19 protein-coding genes are annotated in these 23632 nt (G+C 70.2%); 11 read left to right on the forward strand and 8 right to left on the reverse strand.

The window, feature by feature from the left end; translation table 11 throughout:
• Positions 1-16: 16 nt before the first annotated feature.
• A complete protein-coding gene (locus ABT085_RS08015; RefSeq protein WP_351603406.1) occupies positions 17-1483 on the forward strand; it encodes an ATP-binding SpoIIE family protein phosphatase in 1467 nt (488 codons plus the stop codon).
• Between the two features lie 234 nt (positions 1484-1717).
• On the opposite strand, the gene ABT085_RS08020 is transcribed toward ABT085_RS08015, so the two are convergent.
• The 3 genes from ABT085_RS08020 to glnA2 form a co-directional block, all read right to left on the reverse strand.
• Positions 1718-3244 carry an FAD-binding oxidoreductase gene (locus ABT085_RS08020; RefSeq protein ID WP_351603408.1) on the reverse strand — a complete coding sequence of 509 codons (1527 nt, stop codon included), beginning with the start codon at positions 3242-3244 and terminating at the stop codon, positions 1718-1720.
• A 421-nt stretch (positions 3245-3665) separates the two neighbouring features.
• A complete protein-coding gene (locus ABT085_RS08025; protein ID WP_351603410.1) occupies positions 3666-3863 on the reverse strand; it encodes a hypothetical protein in 198 nt (65 codons plus the stop codon).
• Between the two features lie 342 nt (positions 3864-4205).
• Positions 4206-5567, reverse strand: a complete 1362-nt coding sequence (gene glnA2 / locus ABT085_RS08030; RefSeq protein ID WP_351603412.1) for a gamma-glutamylpolyamine synthetase GlnA2 — start codon at positions 5565-5567, stop codon at positions 4206-4208.
• Positions 5568-5882: 315 nt separating this feature from the next.
• Between glnA2 and ABT085_RS08035 the strand changes: the two genes are divergently transcribed.
• Together ABT085_RS08035 and ABT085_RS08040 are read left to right on the forward strand one after the other, a co-directional pair.
• Entirely contained in the window at positions 5883-7076 is a 1194-nt protein-coding gene (locus ABT085_RS08035) for a globin domain-containing protein (RefSeq protein WP_351603414.1), read from the forward strand.
• Between the two features lie 226 nt (positions 7077-7302).
• A complete protein-coding gene (locus ABT085_RS08040) occupies positions 7303-7779 on the forward strand; it encodes a DUF2871 domain-containing protein (RefSeq protein WP_351603416.1) in 477 nt (158 codons plus the stop codon).
• Between the two features lie 9 nt (positions 7780-7788).
• On the opposite strand, the gene ABT085_RS08045 is transcribed toward ABT085_RS08040, so the two are convergent.
• The gene (locus tag ABT085_RS08045) at positions 7789-8223 is read right to left on the reverse strand and encodes an RrF2 family transcriptional regulator (protein ID WP_351603418.1); all 435 of its coding nucleotides are present in this window, start codon (positions 8221-8223) and stop codon (positions 7789-7791) included.
• Between the two features lie 168 nt (positions 8224-8391).
• Between ABT085_RS08045 and ABT085_RS08050 the strand changes: the two genes are divergently transcribed.
• The 5 genes from ABT085_RS08050 (at position 8392) to ABT085_RS08070 (ending at position 15375) form a co-directional block, all read left to right on the forward strand.
• Positions 8392-9051, forward strand: coding sequence for a thioredoxin-like domain-containing protein (locus ABT085_RS08050; protein WP_351603420.1), 660 nt, complete (start codon positions 8392-8394; stop codon positions 9049-9051).
• Positions 9048-9671, forward strand: coding sequence for a DUF305 domain-containing protein (locus ABT085_RS08055; RefSeq protein ID WP_351603422.1), 624 nt, complete (start codon positions 9048-9050; stop codon positions 9669-9671). The genes ABT085_RS08050 and ABT085_RS08055 overlap by 4 nt, the downstream gene beginning before the upstream one ends.
• A gap of 240 nt (positions 9672-9911) precedes the next feature.
• The gene (locus tag ABT085_RS08060; protein ID WP_351603424.1) at positions 9912-11852 is read left to right on the forward strand and encodes a S53 family peptidase; all 1941 of its coding nucleotides are present in this window, start codon (positions 9912-9914) and stop codon (positions 11850-11852) included.
• Positions 11853-11986: 134 nt separating this feature from the next.
• The gene (locus ABT085_RS08065) at positions 11987-14032 is read left to right on the forward strand and encodes an NAD(+) synthase (protein ID WP_502982679.1); all 2046 of its coding nucleotides are present in this window, start codon (positions 11987-11989) and stop codon (positions 14030-14032) included.
• A 104-nt stretch (positions 14033-14136) separates the two neighbouring features.
• A complete protein-coding gene (locus ABT085_RS08070; protein WP_351603428.1) occupies positions 14137-15375 on the forward strand; it encodes an IS30 family transposase in 1239 nt (412 codons plus the stop codon).
• Between the two features lie 78 nt (positions 15376-15453).
• Here the strand turns inward: ABT085_RS08070 and ABT085_RS08075 are convergent, their stop codons facing one another.
• The 4 genes from ABT085_RS08075 to ABT085_RS08090 all read right to left on the reverse strand — a co-directional run bounded on the left by ABT085_RS08075 (position 15454) and on the right by ABT085_RS08090 (position 20440).
• The gene (locus ABT085_RS08075) at positions 15454-16674 is read right to left on the reverse strand and encodes an MFS transporter (protein ID WP_351603430.1); all 1221 of its coding nucleotides are present in this window, start codon (positions 16672-16674) and stop codon (positions 15454-15456) included.
• Positions 16675-16889: 215 nt separating this feature from the next.
• A complete protein-coding gene (locus ABT085_RS08080) occupies positions 16890-17942 on the reverse strand; it encodes an endonuclease/exonuclease/phosphatase family protein (RefSeq protein ID WP_351603432.1) in 1053 nt (350 codons plus the stop codon).
• 199 nt (positions 17943-18141) lie between these two features.
• Positions 18142-18768, reverse strand: a complete 627-nt coding sequence (locus ABT085_RS08085; protein WP_351603434.1) for a TetR/AcrR family transcriptional regulator — start codon at positions 18766-18768, stop codon at positions 18142-18144.
• An 82-nt stretch (positions 18769-18850) separates the two neighbouring features.
• Entirely contained in the window at positions 18851-20440 is a 1590-nt protein-coding gene (locus ABT085_RS08090) for an MFS transporter (protein WP_351603436.1), read from the reverse strand.
• 182 nt (positions 20441-20622) lie between these two features.
• On the opposite strand from ABT085_RS08090, the gene panB reads away from it, so the two are divergent.
• From panB to ABT085_RS08105, 3 genes are all read left to right on the forward strand, one after another.
• Positions 20623-21489 (forward strand): 3-methyl-2-oxobutanoate hydroxymethyltransferase, encoded by an 867-nt coding sequence (panB, locus tag ABT085_RS08095; RefSeq protein WP_152885677.1) that lies wholly within the window; start codon positions 20623-20625, stop codon positions 21487-21489.
• Positions 21490-21720: 231 nt separating this feature from the next.
• On the forward strand, positions 21721-22746 hold the full coding sequence (locus ABT085_RS08100; protein WP_351603439.1) for an ATP-binding cassette domain-containing protein: 1026 nt from the start codon (positions 21721-21723) through the stop codon (positions 22744-22746).
• Positions 22743-23564, forward strand: a complete 822-nt coding sequence (locus tag ABT085_RS08105) for an ABC transporter permease (RefSeq protein ID WP_351603441.1) — start codon at positions 22743-22745, stop codon at positions 23562-23564. The genes ABT085_RS08100 and ABT085_RS08105 overlap by 4 nt, the downstream gene beginning before the upstream one ends.
• Positions 23565-23632: the final 68 nt, after the last annotated feature.

The following is a 23632-nucleotide window of genomic DNA, read 5'->3' on the forward strand; positions in this document are numbered from 1 at the left end:
GGGGAAGGAGGTACGCATGCCTCGTGGCCCAGTCAAGGGGTTGACCTCGCTCCTTGTGGCAATCGCAGTCCCACTCGCCGTGTGCGCGCTCCTGGCGACCGACCGGGCCACCTTGTCCCAGGCGAACGTGGCCCTGATCCTGATGTTCGTCGTCGCGGCCGTGGCCGCCCTCGGCCACCGGTGGGTCGCGGTCCTCACGGCACTCTCCGCCTCCGCATGGTTCGTCTACTTCTTCACGACTCCGTACAGAAGCTTCGTCCACTTCAACAACGCGGACGACGTCGTCACCGCCGGGCTGCTGCTCGTCGTCGGCCTGGCGGTCTCGCAACTGGCCCGCCGCTACACCCGCGAGCACTCCATCGCCACCACGTTGCAGCGCAGCCTGCTGCCCCGTGAGCTGCCGGAGTCCAGCACCGTCCGGTCGGCGTTCCGGTACGTGCCCGCCGAGGCGGAGGTCGGCGGGGACTGGTTCGACGTGATCCCCCTCCCGGGATTCCGCACCGCCCTGGTGGTCGGGGACGTGGTCGGCCACGGCCTGAGCTCCGCGGTCACGATGGGGCGGCTGCGCACCGCGGTCCGCAATTTCTCCACCCTCGACCTGCCGCCCGACGAGCTGCTGGCCCGCCTCGACGACCTGGTCCTCCAGATGGACGCGGAGGCGGGCGACTGCGAGGAGGGAATCGTCGCGGCCACGTGTCTGTATGCGATCTACGACCCGGTCTCCCGTGACTGCACGATGGCCAGAGCCGGTCATTTCCCGCCCGCCCTCGCCTATCCGGACGGCCGCGTGGAGCTGGTCGATCTGCCCGCAGGCCCCCCGCTCGGCGTAGGCGGCCTGCGTTTCGAGTGCGCCGGCCGGAAGCTGCCGGAGGACACGCAGCTCGTGCTCTACACCGACGGGCTCATCCACAACCGTCACCGCGACATCGGGTCCGGCCTGGAGCTGCTGAGCGACACGCTCTCCGGGGTGGGACCGGAGCCGGAGAAGACGTGCGAGACGATCCTGGAGGCGGTACTGCCCGCCCGTGCGATCGACGACGCCGCTCTCCTGGTCGCCCGGACCCGCGCGTTCCCCCGGGACCGTGTCGCCGAATGGGAGATCCCGGCCGAGCCGGCCGCGGTGTCCGCCCTGCGCACCGAGGTGCTGGCGAAGCTGGCCGACTGGAACCTGGAGGAGACCGCGTTCGCCACCGAGCTGATCCTCAGCGAGCTGGTCACCAACGCCGTCCGCTACGGGACGCCCCCCATGCGCCTTCGCCTGCTGCGCGACACGAGCCTGGTCGTGGAGGTCAGCGACGGCAGCAGCACCACCCCGCATCTGCGCTACGCGACGGACACGGACGAGGGAGGCCGCGGGATCTTCATCGTCGCCCAGCTCGCCGACCGGTGGGGAACCCGCTTCACCCCCACCGGGAAGATCGTCTGGGCCGAGCAGTCGGTCCCGTCGGTTCCCGTCGGTCCCGTCCTGGCATCGGTCGCGTGACCCCGAGTCGACCTCACACCATCGCAATGCCGGCAGCACTGATAGCCGCCCAGGCAGTCGTCCAAGGTCGTCGTCGGTCGCTGTGGGTCCCACTCCGAACGAGCAGAGGGATCGTCAGCAAGCTGACGATCCCTCATGCAAGATCGAGCCTGCCGACACCCCTTCGACTGCGTCGGGCCCTTCTGCGTGAAAGGCCGAGCCCGACCGGGGCGGGGCCCGACGGCGAACTGTCGATCAGCGTGACGCGGGCGGGATGCTCTGCTCGTACTGGAAGACGTTGTAGGGGTCGTACTTCGCCTTGATCTCGCGCAGCCGCTCGAAGTGGCGTCTCCCCCAGTAGGCGGTCTCCCACTCCTGCATGCCGACGTTCGGCACGTTGACGTAGGCGCCGTCCACGAATCTGCGCATCGCCTGGCTGAATTCGGCCGTCCAGGCCTGGCACGTCGAGGTGAGCGGGTCGCAGACGCCTGGTGTCGTTGAAGGAGTCCCCCAGGCTGCGCCGATCTCGCCGTAGAAGATCGCGTCGCGGTGCACGAACGCGGTGCCGCCACGGGGCTCCTTCTTGATGGCACCGCCGAAGGCATCGACGAAGTAGTTGCTGTCCTCCGTGGGAGCGTGTCGCATGTAGTGGCCGATGACGTCGATCGCCTTCTTCGGGAACAGCTTCTTGGCGAACTGCGAGAAGAACTTGACGTTGGCGGGCTCCTGCGAGCGCGGGACCTGGGCTCCGGCAAAGATGGGGCCCCAGTTACCGACCTGCACCTTCACATCGGGCGTGCCGATCGACAGGATCGGGGCCAGCAACTTCTTGGCCTCTGCCGCCGTCCCCTCCGCGAGCCACGCGAACAGCAGGATCTGGGACTTGTGGATCTCGACCTCGGATCCGAGGCGGTTGTCGGCGAACGGTACCGTGCGCTGCCATGCGTCGAAGATCCCATGCAGGTCCCTCAGACCGTCCCAGGTCGCCTGCACGTAGGCGATGCGCTTGAGCGGGTGCACCTTGTAGGTGAGTTGCGTGACGATTCCGAAGTTGCCGTTTCCCGCCCCACGGAGCGCCCAGAGCAGGTCTGAGTGGTCCTTCATGTCGGCACGGATCACCTTGGCGCATTCGCGACCCGACGGGACGACGACCTCGGTCCCGATCAGGCTGTCGCAGGCCATGCCGAGGTAGCGGTTGAGGGGGCCGAGGCCGCCGCCGACCGTCGCACCGACCAGGCCGACGCTGCCCTCGCTTCCGGTCGTGACCGCGAGGTCCTGCTTGGCGAGCGCCGTCACCGCTTCCTGCTGGGTCAGGCCGGCGCCGACCGTCGCGATACGAGCGTCGGCGTCGATGTGGACCGACTTGAGCTGGCTGACGTCGATCACGATGCCGTTGTCGATGTTCGACCAGCCCTCCAGGGCATGGCGGCCGCTGCGTACCCGCAGTGCGACGTTGTGCTGCCGCGCCCAGGTGAGGGCGTTCACCACGTCCTGGGTCTTCTGGGCGAAGACGATGACCAGCGGGTAGTGGGAGAACAGCTGGTCGTAGTCGATGCGATCATCCGTGTACGAGGCGTCACCGGGGCGGACGATGCGACCGGTCAGCTTCGCCGGCCGACATCCCGACGACCCTTTGGTCGGGTCGCTCGCGGCCAGAAGGTCCAAGGTGCTCGCGGCCGCAATGTCCGGCGCGCCTGCGGCCGTAAGGCCCGGGACGACGACCGCCCCGGCGCCGGCGGCCGCCGACGCCCTGAGCAGGTAGCGGCGGGAAAAATCGCTCAAGGTCCAGATCCTCTCGATCGGGCTACACCGGTATGCGGCTGAGGGAGCCTTTACCCGCCAGCCGCCGGGCAGTCCTTTGTGGTCGACCTCCGCACGGTAACGGGGCGACCATGCGGTGTTTCCCGACACGCCAATTGAGGACGATGACGACAGCCTGAAGGCGTAACTCGGCGGGATCCCGTCATAACCGGTTTGGGATGCACCGGATCCCGCTCGAAGCCAATCCCTGGTCCAGGCGGTCAGAATGCGCGGGTGCTCTCAAAGATGACGGGCTCGCCGATCTCGCTGGTCAGACCGGCATCTCGCAATGGCCCGGCGAACCACCTTTCTGATAAGAATTTGTGGGCGAACCCCGGAATATCCTGCTCCTACTTCCCGCGTTGTCAGTGAGCGCCTATACGATCCCGAGCTTTCCCCACGGCTACTGATTCCCAATGCGGTTGTCAACGTCGGTGTGAACGATGGCCCAGCGTGTTGGACCGATGGCGATGCCGAACGAGTTCTCCGGGATGTCGGCGCCCCGCCACAGAAAGACGCCGGCCAAATAATCGGTTCCGTTTGCGCGGTAGAGCTGCGCGGCCCGGTCCGCGTGCGCGACGACCTCCGCGATGTCTGTCACATGGCATCCGATCTCCAACCGGTCGGTCGGCTGCCAGTACCTGAGGCTCCCGGACCGCGCAGAACAGCGCGTCAAGGCTCCGAGCAGCTACCTCGGGCACAACGATCCGGGCTTCACGCTCCGTGTCCACACGCACCTCATGCCGAGCAGCGAGGCGCGGGCCCGGAAGGCCGTCGACGACCGGAAGGCCGTCGACGACCTCTACGACGGCGCCGTTCCGGGGCCGGACGGCCCAGGGACGGCCCACGAACGGCCCAGGGCCGGTGAGACGCGGCGGGGCCGACGGTCCACGACCGTCGGCCCCGTTCGTCGCATCGGCGGGAAACCCGCCCCGACCGGCGCTTACAGCACCGGCAGGTTCTTGCGCAGCTCGAAGGCGGTGACCTCGCTGCGGTACTCCTCCCACTCCTGGCGCTTGTTGCGCAGGAAGAAGTCGAAGACGTGCTCGCCGAGGGTCTCCGCGAGGAGGTCGCTGCGCTCCATCAGGCTCAGGGCCTCGCCGAGGTTCTGCGGGAGGGGCTCGATGCCCATCGCGCGCCGCTCGGCGTCGGACAGCGCCCAGACGTCGTCCTCGGCGCCGGGCGGCAGCTCGTAGCCCTCCTCGATGCCCTTGAGGCCGGCCGCCAGGAGCACGGCGTAGGCCAGGTAGGGGTTGGTGCCGGAGTCGAGGGAGCGAACCTCGACGCGGGCGGAACCGGTCTTGCCGGGCTTGTACATCGGGACGCGGACCAGGGCCGAGCGGTTGTTGTGGCCCCAGCAGATGTACGAGGGGGCCTCGCCGCCGGCGCCCGCGGTGCGCTCGGAGCCGCCCCAGATGCGCTTGTAGGAGTTGACCCACTGGTTGGTGACGGCGGAGATCTCCGCGGCGTGCCGCAGCAGGCCCGCGATGAAGGAGCGGCCGACCTTGGAGAGCTGGTACTCGGCGCCGGACTCGTAGAACGCGTTGCGGTCGCCCTCGAAGAGGGAGAGGTGGGTGTGCATGCCGCTGCCCGGGTACTCCGAGAACGGCTTCGGCATGAAGGTGGCCTGCACGCCCTGCTCCAGCGCGACCTGCTTCATGATCAGCCGGAAGGTCATGATGTTGTCGGCCGTGGAGAGCGCGTCGGCGTAGCGCAGGTCGATCTCCTGCTGGCCGGGGGCGCCCTCGTGGTGGCTGAACTCGACCGAGATGCCCATCGACTCCAGCATGGTGATGGCCTGGCGGCGGAAGTCCTGGCCGACGTTCTGCGGGGTGTGGTCGAAGTAGCCGGAGTTGTCGGCCGGGGTCGGGCGGGAGCCGTCGAGGGGCTTGTTCTTCAGCAGGAAGAACTCGATCTCGGGATGGGTGTAGAAGGTGAAGCCCAGGTCGGAGGCGCGGGCCAGGGCGCGCTTGAGGACGTAGCGCGGGTCGGCGAAGGACGGGGAGCCGTCCGGCATCAGGATGTCGCAGAACATCCGGGCGGTGCCCGGGGCCTCGGCGCGCCACGGCAGGACCTGGAAGGTGGACGGGTCCGGCTTGGCGATCATGTCGGACTCGTAGACCCGGGCGAAACCCTCGATCGCGGAGCCGTCGAAGCCGATGCCCTCGTCGAAGGCCTGCTCGAGCTCGGCAGGGGCCACGGCCACGGACTTGAGGAAACCCAGTACGTCCGTGAACCACAGCCGTACGAACCGGATGTCGCGCTCCTCCAAGGTCCGGAGCACGAACTCCTGCTGCTTGTCCATCTTCCGCTTCCCCATCCTTGCTGGTCAGGCCGCCTGTCCCCCGCATCGCGGGAAGCGGTCGGGCACCTGAGCATCCCACCACAACACCATTTCATGCGCGTTGCAGACCTTGATCGTCCCGTCGTCATCGGGCTGAACGCCTCACGTACAGCAGATGTACTGCTCTGAAGCCCATCTTGCCTGCTCGGGGCGACATCCGTAATGGCCGCCCCCGGTCGTCTCGAATCCGGGCCCTAAATTTGCATCTCAAATGCAAGTTTTACTACCGTGTGCCACACAGCCGAGCGATCGATCATCGATTCCGAGGAGTACCCGATGCTGTCCGAACAGTCCGCCGCCACCGTCCGCGCCACTCTGCCCGCCGTGGGCGCGTCCCTCGGCGAGATCACCGACCGCTTCTACACCGGGCTGTTCGCCGCCCACCCCGAGCTGCTGCGCGACCTGTTCAACCGCGGCAACCAGGCCGCGGGCACCCAGCGCCAGGCGCTGGCCGGGTCCATCGCCGCCTTCGCGACGCACCTCCTGGAGCACCCGGACCGGCGGCCGGACGCCATGCTGGGCCGCATCGCCCACAAGCACGCCTCACTGGGCGTCAAGCCCGAGCAGTACGCGGTCGTCCACGAGCACCTCTTCGCCGCCATCGCGGGCGTGCTCGGCGAGGCCGTCACCCCCGAGGTCGCGGCCGCCTGGACCGAGGTCTACTGGCTGATGGCGAACGCGCTGATCGCGATCGAGCGACGGCTGTACGAGGAGAGCGGCACCGCCGAGTGGCGGACGTGGGAGGTCGTGGAGCGCGTCGCGGAGACGGAGGACGTCGTCACCTTCCGGCTGCGCCCGCTCGACGGGGGCCCGGTGCGCGACTTCCGGGCCGGCCAGTACGTCTCCGTCCGCGTCGGACTCCCCGACGGCGCCCGTCAGATACGCCAGTACAGCCTCTCGGGCGCGCCCGGCTCCGGCACCCTGCGCCAGATCAGCGTCAAGCGGGTCCCGGGCGACGCCACGACGCCGCAGGGCGAGGTCTCGAACCACCTGCACGCGCACGTGCGGGAGGGCGACACCCTGGAGCTCTCGGAGCCGTACGGCGACCTGGTGCTCGACGGCGCCGCGGACACGCCCCTGCTGCTCGCCTCGGCCGGCATCGGCGTGACCCCGATCGTCGCGATGCTGGGCCGGCTGGCGGAGACGGGCCACAGCGCCCCGGTCACGGTCGTCCACGGGGACCGCTCCCCGGCGCACCACGCCCTGCGCACCGAGCACGAGGCGTACGCGGCGAAGCTCCCGCAGGCGCCCGTGCACTTCTGGTACGAGAGCCAGGCTCCGGAGGGGACCGCCCGCACCGGCCTGGTCGACCTCACGGACGTGACCGTCCCGGCGGGCACGCACGCGTACCTGTGCGGGCCGCTGCCGTTCATGCGGGCGGTGCGCAGCCAGCTGATCGAGAAGGGCGTGGCCGCGGCGGACATCCACTACGAGGTGTTCGGGCCGGACCTGTGGCTCGCGGGGGCCTGAGCGGCGGAACCGGGGCGGGCCTGCCTCCGGGGCCGGCCCGCCCTGCCGGTCCGGCCCGTCGGTCCGTCCCGTCGCACTGTGCCGCGTCCGGCCCTGCGGGCCTGTCGAACAGAGATAGTGACTCGCCATCAGGTTTTGTCGTTGACCGGCGGGCCCGGGCTGCGCAAGGTGGGTGGATCAACGGCTCGTCCGCTCGTCGCCTCACCGCCCCAGGGGGACCACACGCATGAGGAAGATCCTCTACACCGCGCACATCTACATGATCGTCGGAGTGCTCAGCGGCCTGTACTACCGCGAGCTCACCAAGGCCGAGGACTTCACCGGCGACACCCAGCTCGGCGTCGTGCACACGCATCTGCTGACCCTCGGCATGCTGTTCTTCCTGATCGTGCTGGCCCTGGAGAAGCAGTTCGACCTGACCTCGCACCGGCTGTTCGGGTGGTTCTTCTGGATCTACAACGCCGGTCTCGTGGTGACGTGCACCATGATGACCCTGCACGGCACCCTGACGGTGCTGGGGCACGCGAGCAACGAGGGGATCGCCGTCGTCGCCGGGATCGGCCACATCCTGCTCACCGCCGGTCTGGTGCTCCTGTTCATCACCCTGGGCAAGCGCCTGCCCGCCTCGTCCGCGGCAGCCAGGGCCGGCGGCGAAGCCGACGGCACCCCGCTCCCGGTCGCGGTGGGCCCCGAGGGCTCCTGACCGCCCCGGTCAGCCCGGCCTGGAGATCTGCAGCAGCAGCGGCCCGGTCGGCCCGGCGATGATGTCCTGCATGGTGAGCGGGTCCAGGGTGGCGTAGAAGGCCTCCTGGGCCCGGCGCAGGGCCCCGCGCAACCGGCAGGCGGTGTTGAGGGGGCAGGGCGTGGCGCCCTCGCACTCCACGACGTCGCCCTCGCCCTCGAAGCTGCGCACGACGGCGCCCACCGACACCGTGCGGCCCTTCTCGGTGAGCGAGAGTCCGCCGCCGCGGCCGCGGCGGGCGTCGAGCAGCCCCATGTGCTGGAGCTCGGCCACGATCTTCGCGGTGTGGGTGTAGGGGACGCCCATGTCCTCGGCGACCTCGCGGGTCGTGGGTGTGGGCCCGCCGACGACGGCCAGGCGCATCAGAACGCGCAGAGCCAGGTCGGTGGAGCGCAGCAGCCTCATGCGCCCAGGGTAGATAATACGCATCCAGGCTTCAAATTATCTGGCCGGATCGTATCGTTCCGGCCTTTCCCGTGCCCTCGCTACGAGAGCGGGCATCTCTCCCCTTACGATCGGCGCACCCGAACGGTCTCACCGTCCCGCCCCCCTTTCCCCAGAAGGACAGATCTCATGGCTTCCGCCAAGAAGAGCAGCGGCGCGGCGCGCCAGGCCCGTATAGCGGAGATGCGGCGCGCCGAGCAGGCCCGCGAGCGGCGCAACCGGATCCTCGTGATCGCGGCTTCCGCGGTGGTCGTCGCGGGGCTGGTGGCCGGCGGTGTCTTCGTCGTGCGGTCGCAGTCCGACGACACCGCGGCGGCCGGCGCGAAGACCTCGGGGCACTTCACCACCGGCAAGGACGGCGTGCAGACGTGGCAGGGCAAGCTGGGCCGCACCCATGTCGCCAAGACCGTCACGTACCCGGTGGAGCCGCCGGTCGGCGGGGACCACAACCAGGTGTGGATGAACTGCAACGGCGACGTCTACGACAAGGCGCTGAACAACATGAACGCCGTGCACTCGCTGGAGCACGGCGCGGTGTGGGTGACGTACAACAGCAAGGCCGCCAAGGCCGATGTGGACGCGCTCGCGGCGAAGGTGAAGAAGACGCCGTACACGCTGATGAGCCCGGACGACAAGCAGAAGGACCCGATCATGCTGACGGCATGGGCGCACCAGCGCACGGTCAAGAGCGCGAGCGACCCGGACGTCGACGCCTTCTTCGCGAAGTTCGTCCAGGGCGAGCAGACCCCGGAGCCGGGTGCCGCCTGCACGGGCGGGCTGTCGCAGTGAGGCACGTCGGACTGATCGCGGGGGCCGCGGCGGCGGCCCTCGTCGCGGCCGGCGCGATCACCTACGCGGTCGCCGAGGACCACGGCCCCACCGCCGCCACGCCCTTGGCCGGCTCCGCGGACGCCGGGTTCGCGCGGGACATGGCGGTCCACCACCAGCAGGCCGTCGAGATGTCGTACATCGTGCGCGACCGCACGGAGGACCCGGAAGTACGGCGCCTCGCCTACGACATCGCGCAGACGCAGGCCAACCAGCGCGGCATGCTGCTGGGCTGGCTCGACCTGTGGGGGCTGCCGAAGGTCTCCGCCGACGCCCCGATGACCTGGATGGGCATGGGCGACATGGCCTCCGGCAAGGACGGCTCGCTGATGCCGGGCATGGCGACGAACACCGAGATGAAGAAGCTCGGCACGCTCGACGGCAAGCAGGCGGAGGTCTTCTACCTCCAGCTGATGACGGACCATCACAAGGGCGGCATCCACATGGCCGAGGGCTGTGTCTCGGCGTGCACGGTCGGGGTGGAGAAGCGGCTCGCGCAGGGCATGGTCGACGCGCAGCAGTCCGAGATCGCCCTGATGGCGGACATGCTCAAGGCGCGGGGTGCGCAGGCGCGTCCATAACCGCGTCCGTAACACGCGGGGGGCGTGGTCCGTGGTCGGGCCGGCGGATCTACGCCCCAAATCCCTCCGGACAGAGCGTCCTTGGGATCTTCTTGGCCTTTTCATTCCCCTGGCATGAACGGTTCATCGAAAGAGTGGGCCCATCGTGTGATCCATTCGCGGGCCGAACGCCGCGGGCTCCGCGCGGATCGCATGACGGCCAACCACTACATGCATGCGAACCGCAATGCAGGGGGTTCTATGAGATCCAACCGCGCCAAGATGCGCGCCGGAGCGAGCCTGGCGGCGACACTGCCGATGCTCGCGGGCGCGCTGGCGTTCGGCATACCCGCGGCACACGCCGTGGACAACCCGGGCCGCGACACGCTCGCGGGCACCAAGCCCCTCTGGGCCACGGCCAAGGCGGACAAGGGCGCGACCGCGGACACCGCGCAGGTCTCCGCCCGGGTCTACCTGGCCGGCCGGAACGCGGCCGGCCTCGCGGCCTACGCGAAGGCGGTGTCCGACCCCGCCTCCGCCGCCTACGGCAGGTACCTGAGCGCCGACGAGGCCCAGGCCCGCTTCGGCGCGACCGAGGCCCAGGTGAAGGCGGTCAAGGCCTGGCTGGCCTCGGCCGGGCTGAAGGTCACGGGCACCACGGCGCACTACGTCTCCGTCAGCGGTGACGTGGCCGCCGCCGAGAAGGCGTTCGGCACCCAGCTGCACAACTACGCCAAGGGCTCGAAGACCTACCGCGCGCCGTCGAAGACGGCCTCCGCGCCGGAGAGCCTCCAGGGCGCCGTCCTGACCGTCACCGGCCTGGACAACGCCCCGCACCGGGCCAGCGCCAAGGAGCAACTGCCTCCGCCGGACGCCGTGTTCAAGAACTCCGGGCCGTTCTCCTCGTACTACGGCTCGAACACCGCGAAGACGCTGCCGGACGCGTACGGCAAGAAGATCCCGTACGCCGTGGAGGGCTACACCGGCAAGCAGCTGCGTGCCGCGTACGGCGCGGGCGACTACACCGGCCAGGGCGTGCGCGTCGCCATCACCGACGCCTACGCCTCGCCGACCATCGCCTTCGACGCGGCCACCTACGCGAAGCAACACGGCGACGCCGCGTGGAAGACCGGGCAGCTGCGCCAGGTGCTGCCCAAGAACTACACGAAGACCGAGGAGTGCGGGGCGGCCGGCTGGTACGGCGAGGAGACCCTCGACGTCGAGGCCGTGCACGCGGTCGCGCCGGACGCCCAGATCACCTACGTGGGCGGGGCGTCCTGCTACGACGACGATCTGCTCGACTCGCTCAGCAAGGTCGTGGACAACCACCTGGCCGACATCGTCTCCAACTCCTGGGGCGACATCGAGGCCAACCAGACGCCCGACCTCGCGGCCGCCTACGACCAGGTCTTCCAGTTCGGCGCGGTCGAGGGCATCGGCTTCTACTTCTCCTCCGGCGACAACGGCGACGAGGTCGCCAACACCGGTACGAAGCAGGTCGACACCCCGGCCAACTCGGCGTGGGTGACCGCGGTCGGCGGTACCTCGCTGGCGGTCGGCAAGGGCGACAAGTACCTGTGGGAGACCGGCTGGGGCACCCAGAAGGCCGTGCTGTCCGCGGACGGCAAGAGCTGGACGGACTTCCCCGGCGCGTTCACCTCGGGCGCGGGCGGCGGCACCAGCGCGACGGTGGCGCAGCCCTTCTACCAGAAGGGTGTCGTCCCGGACTCGCTCGCCAAGGCGAACAACGCCGCCGGCAACCGCGTCGTCCCGGACATCTCCGCGATCGCCGACCCGAACACCGGCTTCAAGGTGGGCCAGACGCAGACCCAGGCGGACGGCACCGAGGCGTACAGCGAGTACCGCATCGGCGGCACCTCGCTGGCCGCGCCGGTCATCGCGGCCGTGCAGGCGCTGGCGCAGCAGGCCGGCGGCGGCAAGGCGCTCGGCTTCGCCAACCCGGCGATCTACGCCAAGTACGGCACGAAGGCCTACCACGACGTCACGGACAACCCGACCGGCTCCGGCCTGGCCGTGGCCCGCGTCGACTTCGTGAACGGCTACGACGCCGCCGACGGCCAGGTCGTCTCGGTCCGCAGCCTCGGCAAGGACAGCTCGCTGTCGGCCGTGAAGGGCTACGACGACGTGACCGGCGTGGGCACGCCGGCGGACGGCTACGTCCGCTCGTTCGGCCGCCGCTGAGGCACCGGCAGTACGCGTGAAGGGACACGGGAACTGAGCTGTTCCGTGTCCCTTCCGCACGGCGGGGGCGGGCCACGGCCCGCCCCCACCCCCCATCGTGTCGCTCTGACGATTACACTGGGTCCGTGCCTCCTCTGAACTTCAGGTCGCTCTACCAGCACGGCTTCGCACGCGTCGCCGCCTGCACGGGCCACACCGCCATTGCGGACCCGCACGCCAACGCCGAGGCGGTCCTGCGCCAGGCGCGCAGTTGCGCCGAGGACGGTGTCGCCGTCGCCGTCTTCCCGGAGATGGTGCTGTGCGGCTACTCGATCGAGGACCTGCTGCTCCAGGACGCGCTGCTCGACCGGGTCGAGGAGGCGCTGCGGACGGTGGTGGCGGGGTCGGCCGACCTGCTGCCGGTCCTGGTCGTGGGCGCCCCGCTGCGCCACCGCAACCGGGTCTACAACTGCGCGGTGACCGTGCACCGCGGCCGGGTCCTGGGTGTCGTGCCCAAGTCGTACCCGCCGAACTACCGGGAGTTCTACGAGCAGCGGCAGATCGCCGCGGGCGACGACGAGCGCGGCGGCACCATCCGGGTCGGCGGCGAGCAGGTGCCGTTCGGCGTGGACCTGCTGTTCGCCGCGGACGACGTCCCGGGGCTGGTGCTGCACACGGAGATCTGCGAGGACATGTGGGTGCCGGTGCCGCCGAGCGCCGAGGCGGCCCTGGCGGGCGCCACCGTCCTCGCCAACCTCTCCGGCAGCCCAATCACCGTCGGCCGGGCCGAGGACCGCAAGCTGATGTGCCGCTCGGCGTCCTCGCGCTGCATCGCCGCGTACGTGTACGCGGCGGCCGGTCTCGGCGAGTCGACCACCGACCTGTCCTGGGACGGCCAGACCATGATCTACGAGAACGGGGCGCTGCTGGCCGAGTCCGGCCGCTTCCCGCTCGGGGACCAGTCCGCGATGGCCGACGTCGACCTCGATCTGCTGCGCCAGGAGCGCAGCCGCACGGGCACCTTCGACGACAACCGGCGCACCCACGGCGCCCGCACCGCCGGTTTCCGCACGGTGCCGTTCCGGCTGGACCCGCCGGCCGCCGACCTGGGCCTGCGGCGGCGCGTCGAGCGCTTCCCGTTCGTGCCCGCCGACCCCGAACGGCTGGCCCTGGACTGCTACGAGGCGTACAACATCCAGGTCGCGGGGCTCCAGCAGCGGCTCGCGGCGATCGGTGACCCGAAGGTGGTCATCGGGGTGTCCGGCGGTCTCGACTCCACGCACGCGCTGATCGTCGCCGCCCGCGCGATGGACCGGGCGGGCCGGCCGCGCAGCGACATCCTGGCCTGGACCCTGCCCGGCTTCGCCACCAGCGACCACACCAAGGGCAACGCGCACGACCTGATGCGCTCGCTCGGCGTCACCGCGGCCGAACTGGACATCACGCCGACCGCCCGGCTGATGCTGGAGGAGATGGACCACCCCTTCGCCGCGGGCGAACCGGTGTACGACGTCACCTTCGAAAACGTGCAGGCCGGACTGCGCACCGACTACCTGTTCCGGCTCGCCAACCAGCGCGGCGGCATCGTGCTGGGCACCGGCGACCTGTCGGAGCTGGCGCTCGGCTGGTCCACGTACGGCGTGGGCGACCAGATGAGCCACTACAACGTCAACTCGGGTGTGCCGAAGACGCTGATCCAGCATCTGATCCGCTGGGTCATCGGCAGCCACCAGTTCGACGAGGACACCGACCGCACGCTCGCCGCGATCCTCGACACCGAGATCAGCCCCGAGCTCGTGCCGGGCGAGGAGATGCAGTCCACCGAGTCGAAGATCGGCCCGTACGCGCTGCACGACTTCACCCTCTTCCACGTGCTGCGCTACGGCTTCCGGCCGTCGAAGATCGCCTTCCTGGCCTGGCACGCCTGGCACGACCCGGACACCGGCGCCTGGCCGCCCGGCTTCCCCGAGGCCGAGCGGGTGGCGTACGACCTGCCGGAGATCCGGCGCTGGCTGGAGGTGTTCTGCCGCCGCTTCTTCGGGTTCGCGCAGTTCAAGCGCTCGGCCATGCCGAATGGGCCGAAGGTCTCGGCCGGCGGTTCACTCTCGCCGCGCGGCGACTGGCGCGCGCCGTCCGACAGCACGGCCCGCTCCTGGCTGCTCGACCTGGCCCGCTTCGACCCCGCCGGGCCCGGTCACTGACCGGCCGCCGGCCGCCACGGAAACCGGCCCCGGCCCCGGCCCCGGCCCCGGCCCCGCGACTTCCGTTCTAGTGGTCGTCGCAACACCCCAGCTCAGGGGGTGCGATGGACTTCAGGATTCGGGAGAACCGGCAGGAAGTCGTGGGCCGTAAGGCCCTGGTCCGTGAGCGAGCTGAATACTTCCGGCTCATGGACCAGGGCTTCACCAACGCAGAGGCTTGCCGGATCGTCGGGATCAACCGGCGGACTGGCAAGCGATGGCGGCACGGCCGCCGGGCCACGGGAGTGACACGGGGTGCTCCACCGGTCCGTAGACCGCTGGCGCCCGACAGGCCGTCCCGGTATCTGCGGGAACCCGAGCGCATCCACATAGCCGATCGGCTGCGAGACAGGGCGTCGATCCGGCAGATAGCCGCTGAACTGGGCCGCAGTCCGTCGACGATCAGCCGGGAGATACGCCGCAACGGCATGCCGGTGCGCAAGGGCACCTCACGCTGGGCCTACCGGCCACACGCCGCGCAGTCCCGTGCCGATGCCCGGCGGCCTCGCCCAAAGCCGGGAAAGATCGGCCAGAACCCCGAACTGCGCGACTTCATCCAGGAACACCTCGCGCGCCGCTGGAGTCCGGAACAGATCTGCCAGACGTTGCGGACTCACTTCCCCGACCGGCCGGAGATGCACGTGGCCCACGAGACCATCTATCAGGCCCTCTACGTCCAAGGCCGCGGAGAACTCCGCCGCGAGCTGGCCAAAGCACTGCGCACCGGACGGGCCATGCGCCGGTCACACCGCCAGTCCTACAAACGCCAGCCGCGCATGTCCAAGAACATGGTGATGATCAGCGAACGGCCGGCCGAGGCCGCCGACCGGGCGATCCCAGGTCACTGGGAGGGCGACCTCATCATCGGCAAGGCTCACAAGTCCGCAATCGGCACCCTGGTCGAGCGTTCCAGCCGCTTCGTCACACTCGTCCATCTCCCCGAGGGCCGTCAGCCTGCCCAGATGCGCGACGCGCTCATACAGACCGTCTCCGCCCTTCCCGCCCAGCTGCGACGCTCTCTCACCTGGGACCAGGGCTCCGAGATGCATCTCCACCAGGACTTCAGCACTGCCACGGACATGCCGGTCTACTTCTGCGACCCGGGCAGTCCGTGGCAGCGCGGGTCCAACGAAAACACCAACGGCCTGCTGCGGCAGTACTTCCCCAAGGGCACTGATCTGGCCCGCTACGGGCGTACGGAGCTGGACGCCGTGGCTGCCGAGCTGAACAGCCGCCCACGCAAGACGCTCGGCTGGGAAACCCCAGCCGAGCGTCTCGCTAAGCTCCTGGCCACAGCCAGTTGATCACTTGTGTTGCAACGACCTCTGGAATTCGCCCGAACGGGGGCGGGGCCGGTTCCGGTGGTGCGGGGCGCCGCCCGCTCAGTGGTGCAGGGCGCCGGGGCGGTCGAGCAGGTGGGTGGCGACGACGCGCTCCCGCCCGGCCGCCGGGGCCGCGCGCCGGACGTCCACCAGGTGGGCGACGGCCGCCACCGCGAGGCCGAGCAGCGCGAGACCCGCGCCCGCGAGGGCCGGTGACGTCACGCCGAAGCCGGCGGCCAGGGCCAGGCCGCCGATCCACGCGCCGCCCGCGTTGGCCAGGTTGAACGCGGCCTGGTTGGCGGAGGAGGCCAGGGACGGGGCCGCCGACGCCTTCTCCATGACCATCAGCTGGAGCGGCGAGCCGGTGACGAACGCGGCGACGCCGAGCAGGACGACCGCGAGTCCCGCGCTCCACCCGGTGCGCATCAGCAGCGGGAAGACCGCCAGGACGACGGCCAGCGAGACCAGACCGCCGAAGAGGGTACGGCGCATGGCGTGGTCCGCGAGGCGTCCGCCGAGCAGGTTGCCCACGGTGGCGCCCACGCCGAACAGGGCCAGCAGCAGCGTCACGCTGGAGTCGGCGTACCCGGCGGCGCCGGTGAGCATCGGGGTGATGTAGCTGTACGCGGCGAACAGCGCGCCGAAGCCCGCGACCGTGGTGCCGAGCGCCAGCCACACCGGCAGCGACCGCAGCGCGGCCAGTTCGCCGCGCAGCCCGCTCGCGGGGGTGTGGGTGCGCTCGTGCGGGATCAGCAGCGCCAGCGCGACGATCGCCGCGAGGCCGATCGCGCTGACGCCGAGGAAGGTGGCACGCCAGCCCAGGTGCTGGCCCATGAGGGTGGCGACCGGGACGCCCGCGACGTTGGCGACGGTCAGTCCGAGGAACATCAGCGAGACCGAGCGGGCCTTGCGATCCGGGGCGACCAGGCCCGTCGCGACGACCGCGCCGACGCCGAAGAAGGCGCCGTGCGGAAGGCCGCTGAGGAAGCGGGCGGCCAGCAGCCAGTCGTAGTCGGGGGCGAGGGCGGAGAGGGCGTTGCCGGCCACGAACAGGGCCATCAGGGCGATGAGGACCCGGCGGCGGGACAGCCGCGCGGTGGCCGCGGCCAGCAGGGGGGCGCCGACGACGACACCGAGGGCGTAGGCGGAGACGAGATGTCCGGCGCCGGGTATGGAGATGCGCAGGTCGTCCGCGACGTCGGGGAGCAGCCCCATCATCACGAACTCGGTCGTACCGATGCCGAAGGCGCCGACAGCGAGGGCGAGCAGGGCCAGGGGCATGAGGAGCCTTTCCGAACGAAGTTGCGTCCATCTTATGTTCAATGACGGAACAAAGTCTCGCGCGTCCGGTATTCCTCAGGATGAAGACGAGGTTACGAAGGGTCGCGGCGGCCCCGGGAACCGTGCGGGGCGGCCTCGGAAACCGCACTCGGTGGCTCAGGAGACCGCTCGCGGCGGCCGTGACGGCCCTTCAGGGGCGGCTCGGAGCAGCCCTGTCAGGAGCCGCTCGTGGCGAGGTCCACCCGCGCGGCGACCGGCAGATGGTCGCTGCCGGTGGCCGGCAGCGTCCACGAGCTCACCGGGTCGACGCCCTGCACCATGATCTGGTCGATCCGCGCCATCGGGAACGACGCCGGCCAGCTGAACCCGAAGCCGCTGCCCGCCGCGCCCTGAGTGGAGCGCATCTGGGAGGTGACGGCGTTCAGGGCGCGGTCGTTCATGGTGCCGTTCAGGTCGCCGAGCAGGATCTTCCGGTCGAGCCGCTCGTCGGCGATGGCCTCGCCGAGCGCGTCGGCGCTCTTGTCGCGCTCGCGGGCGGTGAACCCGGCGTTCATCTTCACCCGCACCGACGGCATATGGGCGACGTAGACGGCGACGTCGCCGGCCGGGGTCGCCACGGTCGCCCGCATCGCCCGGGTCCAGCCCAGCTTGATGTCGACGGCCGCGACGGACGAGAGCGGGTACTTGCTCCACAGCCCGACCGTGCCCTGCACCGAGTGGTACGCGTACGTCGGGGCCAGCGCCTTCTCGTAGGTCCCGACCTCGGACGCCTTCAGCTCCTCCAGGGCCAGGACGTCCGCGCCGGACGCGGCGACGGCGCGGGCGGTGCCCGAGGGGTCGGCATTGTCGGCGTTGACGTTGTGGGTGGCCACCACGAGGTCCCCGCCGGTGCCCGCCTTGTCCGTGAGCAGCCCCCCGAACAGGTTCAGCCACACGATCGCCGGCAGCAGCACCGCGATCAGCGCGGTCGCCGACCTGCGCACCAGCGCCAGCACCAGCAGCACCGGCACGAGCAGGCCGCACCAGGGCAGGAAGGTCTCCGTGAGGGAGCCGAGGTTGCCGACGGTGTTCGGGATCCGCGAGTGCAGCAGCATCACCAGGGCCAGCAGCAGCGCGATCGCCGCGAGGACGATGCCGCGCCGCCAGATCCGCGGGTCGCCGCGCCAGCCGCCGAGCAGACGCCCCGTCAGGCGGCGGAGCCGGGAGCCCGGACGCTCGTCTTCCGAGACACCGTCGTCCGTCTCCGTCACATACGCCTGCTGCGCCATACCGTCGCCTCACTACCCGCCAGCACACCGTCGTCCCCTACGTCCCTATGACCCTAGGGGATGATCGGCTCCGATCCCCGCCGCCCCATGACGGCCGTACGGGCACGAGGACGTCCGTGGCGGCACCGGGAGTTCCGCTTGCGGACCGGGGCGAGCGGTCTGTGACGAAACGCGCACATTCGGGCGGTGGGCACAGCGCCTAGGAGACGGACGAGCCGGCCGGGCGCAGTCCCTCCAGCAGGGTGTCGACCACCCGCTCCGCGAGGTCCTCGGGGAGGTCGCTGTCCGGCCGCATGACGGACCGGACGAGGAGCGGGCCCACGAAGATGTCGTTGGCCAGCTCCACGTCGACGTCGGCGCGCAGTTCGCCGTTGCGCTGGCCGCGGCGCAGGATCTCCAGGCCGAGCCGGCGCCGGGGCGCTATCACCGTGCTGTCGTAGACGGCCCAGAGCTTCGGGCTGCTCTTCATCTGGACGTGGACGTTGTGCAGGATCGCCGAGGAGCGGCTGGCCAGGCCGCGCAGGCGCAGCGACTCCAGCAGGACGATCAGGTCGTCGCGCATGGAGGTGCCGGGGAGTTCGGGGTCGGGGGGCTCGGCGGCGCGCAGCACGTCGACGAACAGCTCCTCCTTGCCGCTCCAGCGACGGTAGATGGTGGCCTTGCCGACCCCGGCCGTCCGGGCGATGCGCTCGATGGAGAGCTCCGCCAGGGGCACGCCGTCCTCCAGGAGTTTCATCGCTCCTTCGAGGATGGCGCGCTCCACGGCCTCGCTGCGGGGGCGTCCCCTCACGGGTGCTCCCGAAGCGTTGATGTCGGCGAGGCTCACTGTCGTCCGTCCCTTCGTTGCGCTGGGGTGAATTCTCCGTGATCCCCCGCCCCCCGGGTCTGCTCCCCCTCCCGACGCCTTTCTACTCCGCGGCCACCACCAGCTCCGGCTCCGGCTCGCCCTGCTGACCGGCCTTGGGCCGGCCCGGCAGGAACACCGCGACCACGACGGCGCCGACTAGGGCGATGACGGAGCCGCACAGCGCGGTGACGTGCATCGCGTGCAGGAACGCGTCGTCGGCGGGCTTGACCAGGGCCTGGCCCCGGGCGCCCAGCTTGGCGGCGATGCCCAGCGTGGCCTCGATGGACTCGCCCGCGGTGTCGCGCAGCCCGGCCGGCAGCGCGCCGAGGCTGTCCTCGACGCCGCTGCGGTAGGACGCCGACAGGACCGAACCGAGGACGGCGATGCCGAGCGCGCCGCCGACCTGCCGGAAGGTGTTGCTCAGCGCGGAGGCGGAGCCGGCCTTCTCACGGGGCAGCGCCTGCATGATCACGACGCTGGTCGGCGTCATGATGTGCGCCATGCCGGTGCCCATGAGGAAGAAGACGACCTCCAGCAGCCAGATCGGGGTGTCCTTCTCGAACGAGGCGAACGCGGCGAGCGTCGCGGCGATCAGGAGCATGCCGCCGGTGGTCGTGGCCTTGACGCCGAAGCGGTCGACGACCAGCCGGGCCCGCGGCGCGAAGATCATCTGGGCGGCGGCGAGCGGCAGCATCAGCAGGCCGGTCTGGAGCGGCGAGTAGCCGCGCACGCTCTGGGTGTAGAAGACGGAGAAGAAGGTCACGCCCATCAGGGCGAAGAAGACCAGCGCGATGACCGCGATCGCGGCCGAGAAGACCTTGTTCTGGAAGTACGTGATGTCGATGGACGGGTGGTCGCTGCGCTTCTCGACCACCACGAAGAGGGCGAGGACGGCGAGACCCGCGGCGATGGTCGCCAGCACGGTGGCATCGGTGAAGTCGGCGAGCTGGCCGCCCTTGATGATGCCGTAGACGAGCAGGACCAGGCCGACGACGGACAGGACCACGCCGGCGGGGTCGATGCGGCCGGGGTTGGGGTCGCGGGAGTCCGGCACCAGCCACACCATCAGCGCGATCGCGAGCAGCACGATGGGCACGTTGATGAGGAAGACGGAGCCCCACCAGAAGTGGTCGAGCAGCAGACCGCCGGTGATCGGGCCGATGGCGATGGCGAGGCCGACGCCGCCGGCCCAGATGCCGATGGCCTTCGGCTGCTCGTCGCGCTCGAAGACGTTCATGAGGACGGCGAGGGTCGCGGGCATCACGAAGGCGGCGCCCAGACCCATCACCGCGCGGAAGACGATCAGCTCGGTCGGCGAGCCGGACTCGGCGGCGAGCGCCGAGCCGATGCCGAAGACGGCGAGCCCGCCGAGCAGGACCAGCTTGCGGCCGAGCCGGTCGCCGAGCAGACCCGCGGTGAAGAGCAGACCCGCGAAGACGAGCGTGTAGGCGTTGATCGCCCACTCCAGCTCGCTCTGCGTCGCGCCCAGACCGGTCGGGGCGGGGGTCGAGATCGTCTTGATGGCGACGTTCAGGATGGAGTTGTCGAGGACGACGATCAGCAGGCTGAGCATCAGCACGCCGAGGATCGCCCAGCGGCGCCGGTGCACCTCTTCCGGTATCCGGGAGGCAGGGACGGCAGGAGTAGTCATGGGGACGAGCCTAGATTCTTTCCGATACGAGACCGTCTCGTATCGGAAATCCTTTACCGAGACCTTACGCGCGGGGAATGTCACGCGGGGTGCCCTGGCCCTCACCGGCACGAGGTGCCACCATGGATGCGGTCCGGGGACACCGTGAGGGTGCCTCGAGATGACATAAGGAGTTCGTTCCCATGACGCAGCTCTCGGCTGCCCAGACAACGCCTTCAGGCGGCAGCAACGCACTGTACGGGGGCAAGGGCACCCGCCGTGTCACCGTCCGCGACATCGCCCTCGCCAAGGAACGCGGCGAGAAGTGGCCCATGCTCACCGCGTACGACGCGATGACCGCGTCCGTCTTCGACGAGGCCGGGATCCCGGTCATGCTCGTCGGCGACTCCGCGGGCAACTGCCACCTCGGTTACGAGACCACCGTCCCCGTCACCCTCGACGAGATGACCGTGCTGTCGGCCGCGGTCGTGCGCGGCACCCGGCGGGCCCTCATCGTCGGCGACCTCCCCTTCGGTTCCTACCAGGAGGGCCCGGTCCAGGCGCTGCGCTCGGCCACCCGGCTGGTCAAGGAGGCGGGGGTCGGCGCCGTCAAGCTGGAGGGCGGCGAGAGGTCCCACGAGCAGATCCGGCTCCTCGTGGAGTCCGGCATCCCGGTGATGGCCCACATCGGCCTCACCCCCCAGTCCGTCAACGCCATGGGCTACCGGGTCCAGGGCCGCGGCGAGGAGGCCGCCCAGCAGCTGCTGCGCGACGCCAAGGCCGTCCAGGACGCGGGCGCGTTCGCGGTCGTGCTGGAGCTGGTCCCGGCGGAGCTGGCGGCCGAGGTGACCCGGGTCCTGCACATCCCGACGGTCGGTATCGGCGCGGGCCCCGAGACGGACGCCCAGGTGCTGGTGTGGACGGACATGATGGGGCTGACCGGCGGCCGGGTGCCGAAGTTCGTCAAGAAGTACGCCGACCTGCGCGAGGTCATGGGCAACGCGGCGAAGGCGTTCGCCGAGGACGTCGTCGGCGGGACCTTCCCGCTGGAGGAGCACTCCGTCCACTGAGCCACTGCCGCACCACGCAGCCCCGCCGATCTTCCCCCGTCGGCGGGGCTGCGCCTTTTGCACGGGCCGGCAACCCCCGGCCGTACCGATGACGACCGCCGGTGAATCCCGCCCGTATCGATAACGACTGTCGGCGACTGTCGTTCGAGTGTCGGCGACTGTCGGTGGAATGTCGGCGGCTGTAGGCCGGGTGTCGGTGGTTTGTCGGTCGGGGCTGGCACCGTCGTCTGCATGACGCGAATCGACAAGAACCCCCACGGCGGAGGCGCCGCCGTCACCGTCCGGGGGCTGGTGAAGCACTTCGGGGAGACCAAGGCGCTGGACGGCGTCGACCTGGACGTGCGGGAGGGCACCGTGATGGGGGTGCTCGGGCCGAACGGCGCCGGGAAGACCACCCTCGTCCGCATCCTGTCCACGCTCACCGCCCCCGACGCCGGACACGCCGTCGTCGCCGGCTACGACGTCGTACGGCAGCCGCGGCAGCTGCGCCGGGTGATCGGACTGACCGGCCAGTACGCCTCCGTGGACGAGAAGCTCCCCGGCTGGGAGAACCTCTACCTGATCGGCCGCCTGCTCGACCTGTCCCGCAAGGACGCCCGCGCCCGCGCCGACGAGCTGCTCGAGCGGTTCTCGCTCACCGAGGCGGCCAAGCGGCCGGCGGGCACGTACTCCGGCGGTATGCGCCGCCGGCTGGACCTCGCGGCCTCCATGATCGGCCGGCCGGCCGTCCTCTACCTGGACGAGCCGACCACCGGGCTCGACCCGCGCACCCGCAACGAGGTGTGGACCGAGGTCAAGACCATGGTCGGCGACGGCGTCACCGTCCTGCTGACCACCCAGTACATGGAGGAGGCGGAGCAGCTCGCCACCGAGCTGACCGTCGTCGACCGCGGCAAGGTCATCGCCGGCGGCGCCATCGACGAGCTCAAGGCCCGGGTGGGCGGACGCACCCTGCGCGTACGGCCGCTCGACCCGCTGGAGCTGCGCCCGCTCGCCGGGATGCTCGACGAGCTGGGCATCACCGGGCTCGCCGCGACGACCGTCGACACCCAGAACGGCGATCTGCTCGTACCGATCCTGAGCGACGAGCAGCTGACCGCCGTGGTAGGCGCGGTCACCGCACGCGGGATCACGATCTCCTCCATCAGCACCGAACTGCCCAGCCTGGACGAGGTGTTCCTGTCGCTGACCGGCCACCGCGCCAGTGCCCCGCAGGACGCCACGCCCGCCGAAGACCGCGAGGAGGTCGCCGTATGAGCGCCACCACTCTGCCCCCGACCGCCCTCCAGGCCGACGCGCCGATCACGCTGCGCGCCCATCTGCGCCACACCGGCGCGCTGATCCGCCGCAACCTGCTGTGGATCCGCCAGGACCCGGAGTCGATGTTCGACGCGATCCTGTTCCCGGTCATCTTCACGCTGCTGTTCGTCTACGTCTTCGGCGGCTCCATCGGGCAGTCGCTCGGCGGCGGACAGCAGGCGTACGTGCAGTACGTCGTGCCCGGCCTGATGGCCATGATGGGCATGAACATGGCCCAGGGTGTGGGCACCGGCTTCAACACCGACTTCAACTCCGGTGTCATGGACCGGTTCCGGTCCCTGCCGATCGGACGCGGCTCGGTGCTGTTCGCCAAGATCGCCGTCGAGGTGATGCGGATGCTGATCGCGACCGCGGTCCTCATGGTCGTCGGTGTCCTGGTCGGCTTCGACATCACCAACTGGCCCGGTCTGTTCGCCTCCGTGGGCCTGTCGGCGATATTCGGCTCCGCCCTGATGTGGGTGTTCCTCACCCTCGGCGTGATCATGAAGAGCGCGCAGTCCGTGCAGGCGATGGGCTTCCTGGTGCTGATGCCGCTCCAGTTCGGCTCGTCGATCTTCGCGCCGACCAGGTCGATGCCGGGCTGGCTGCAGAACTTCACCGAGTACAACCCGCTGTCCTCCCTCGCGGACGCGGCACGCGGGCTGATGGTGGGCGGCCCGGTCGCGCACGGCCTGTGGGTGACGCTCGGCTGGTCGCTGGCGCTCACCCTGGTGATGGCGCCGATCGCGATCCACAAGTTCCGTACCAAGAGCTGACGCCCGTCCGGCACCAGGACGCGCGTCCGCTGCGCACCGAGCCGTGCCGCCCTGACCCGAGTCGTTTC

This window comes from Streptomyces sp. NPDC002265, assembly GCF_040296125.1.
Lineage (GTDB): Bacteria > Actinomycetota > Actinomycetes > Streptomycetales > Streptomycetaceae > Streptomyces.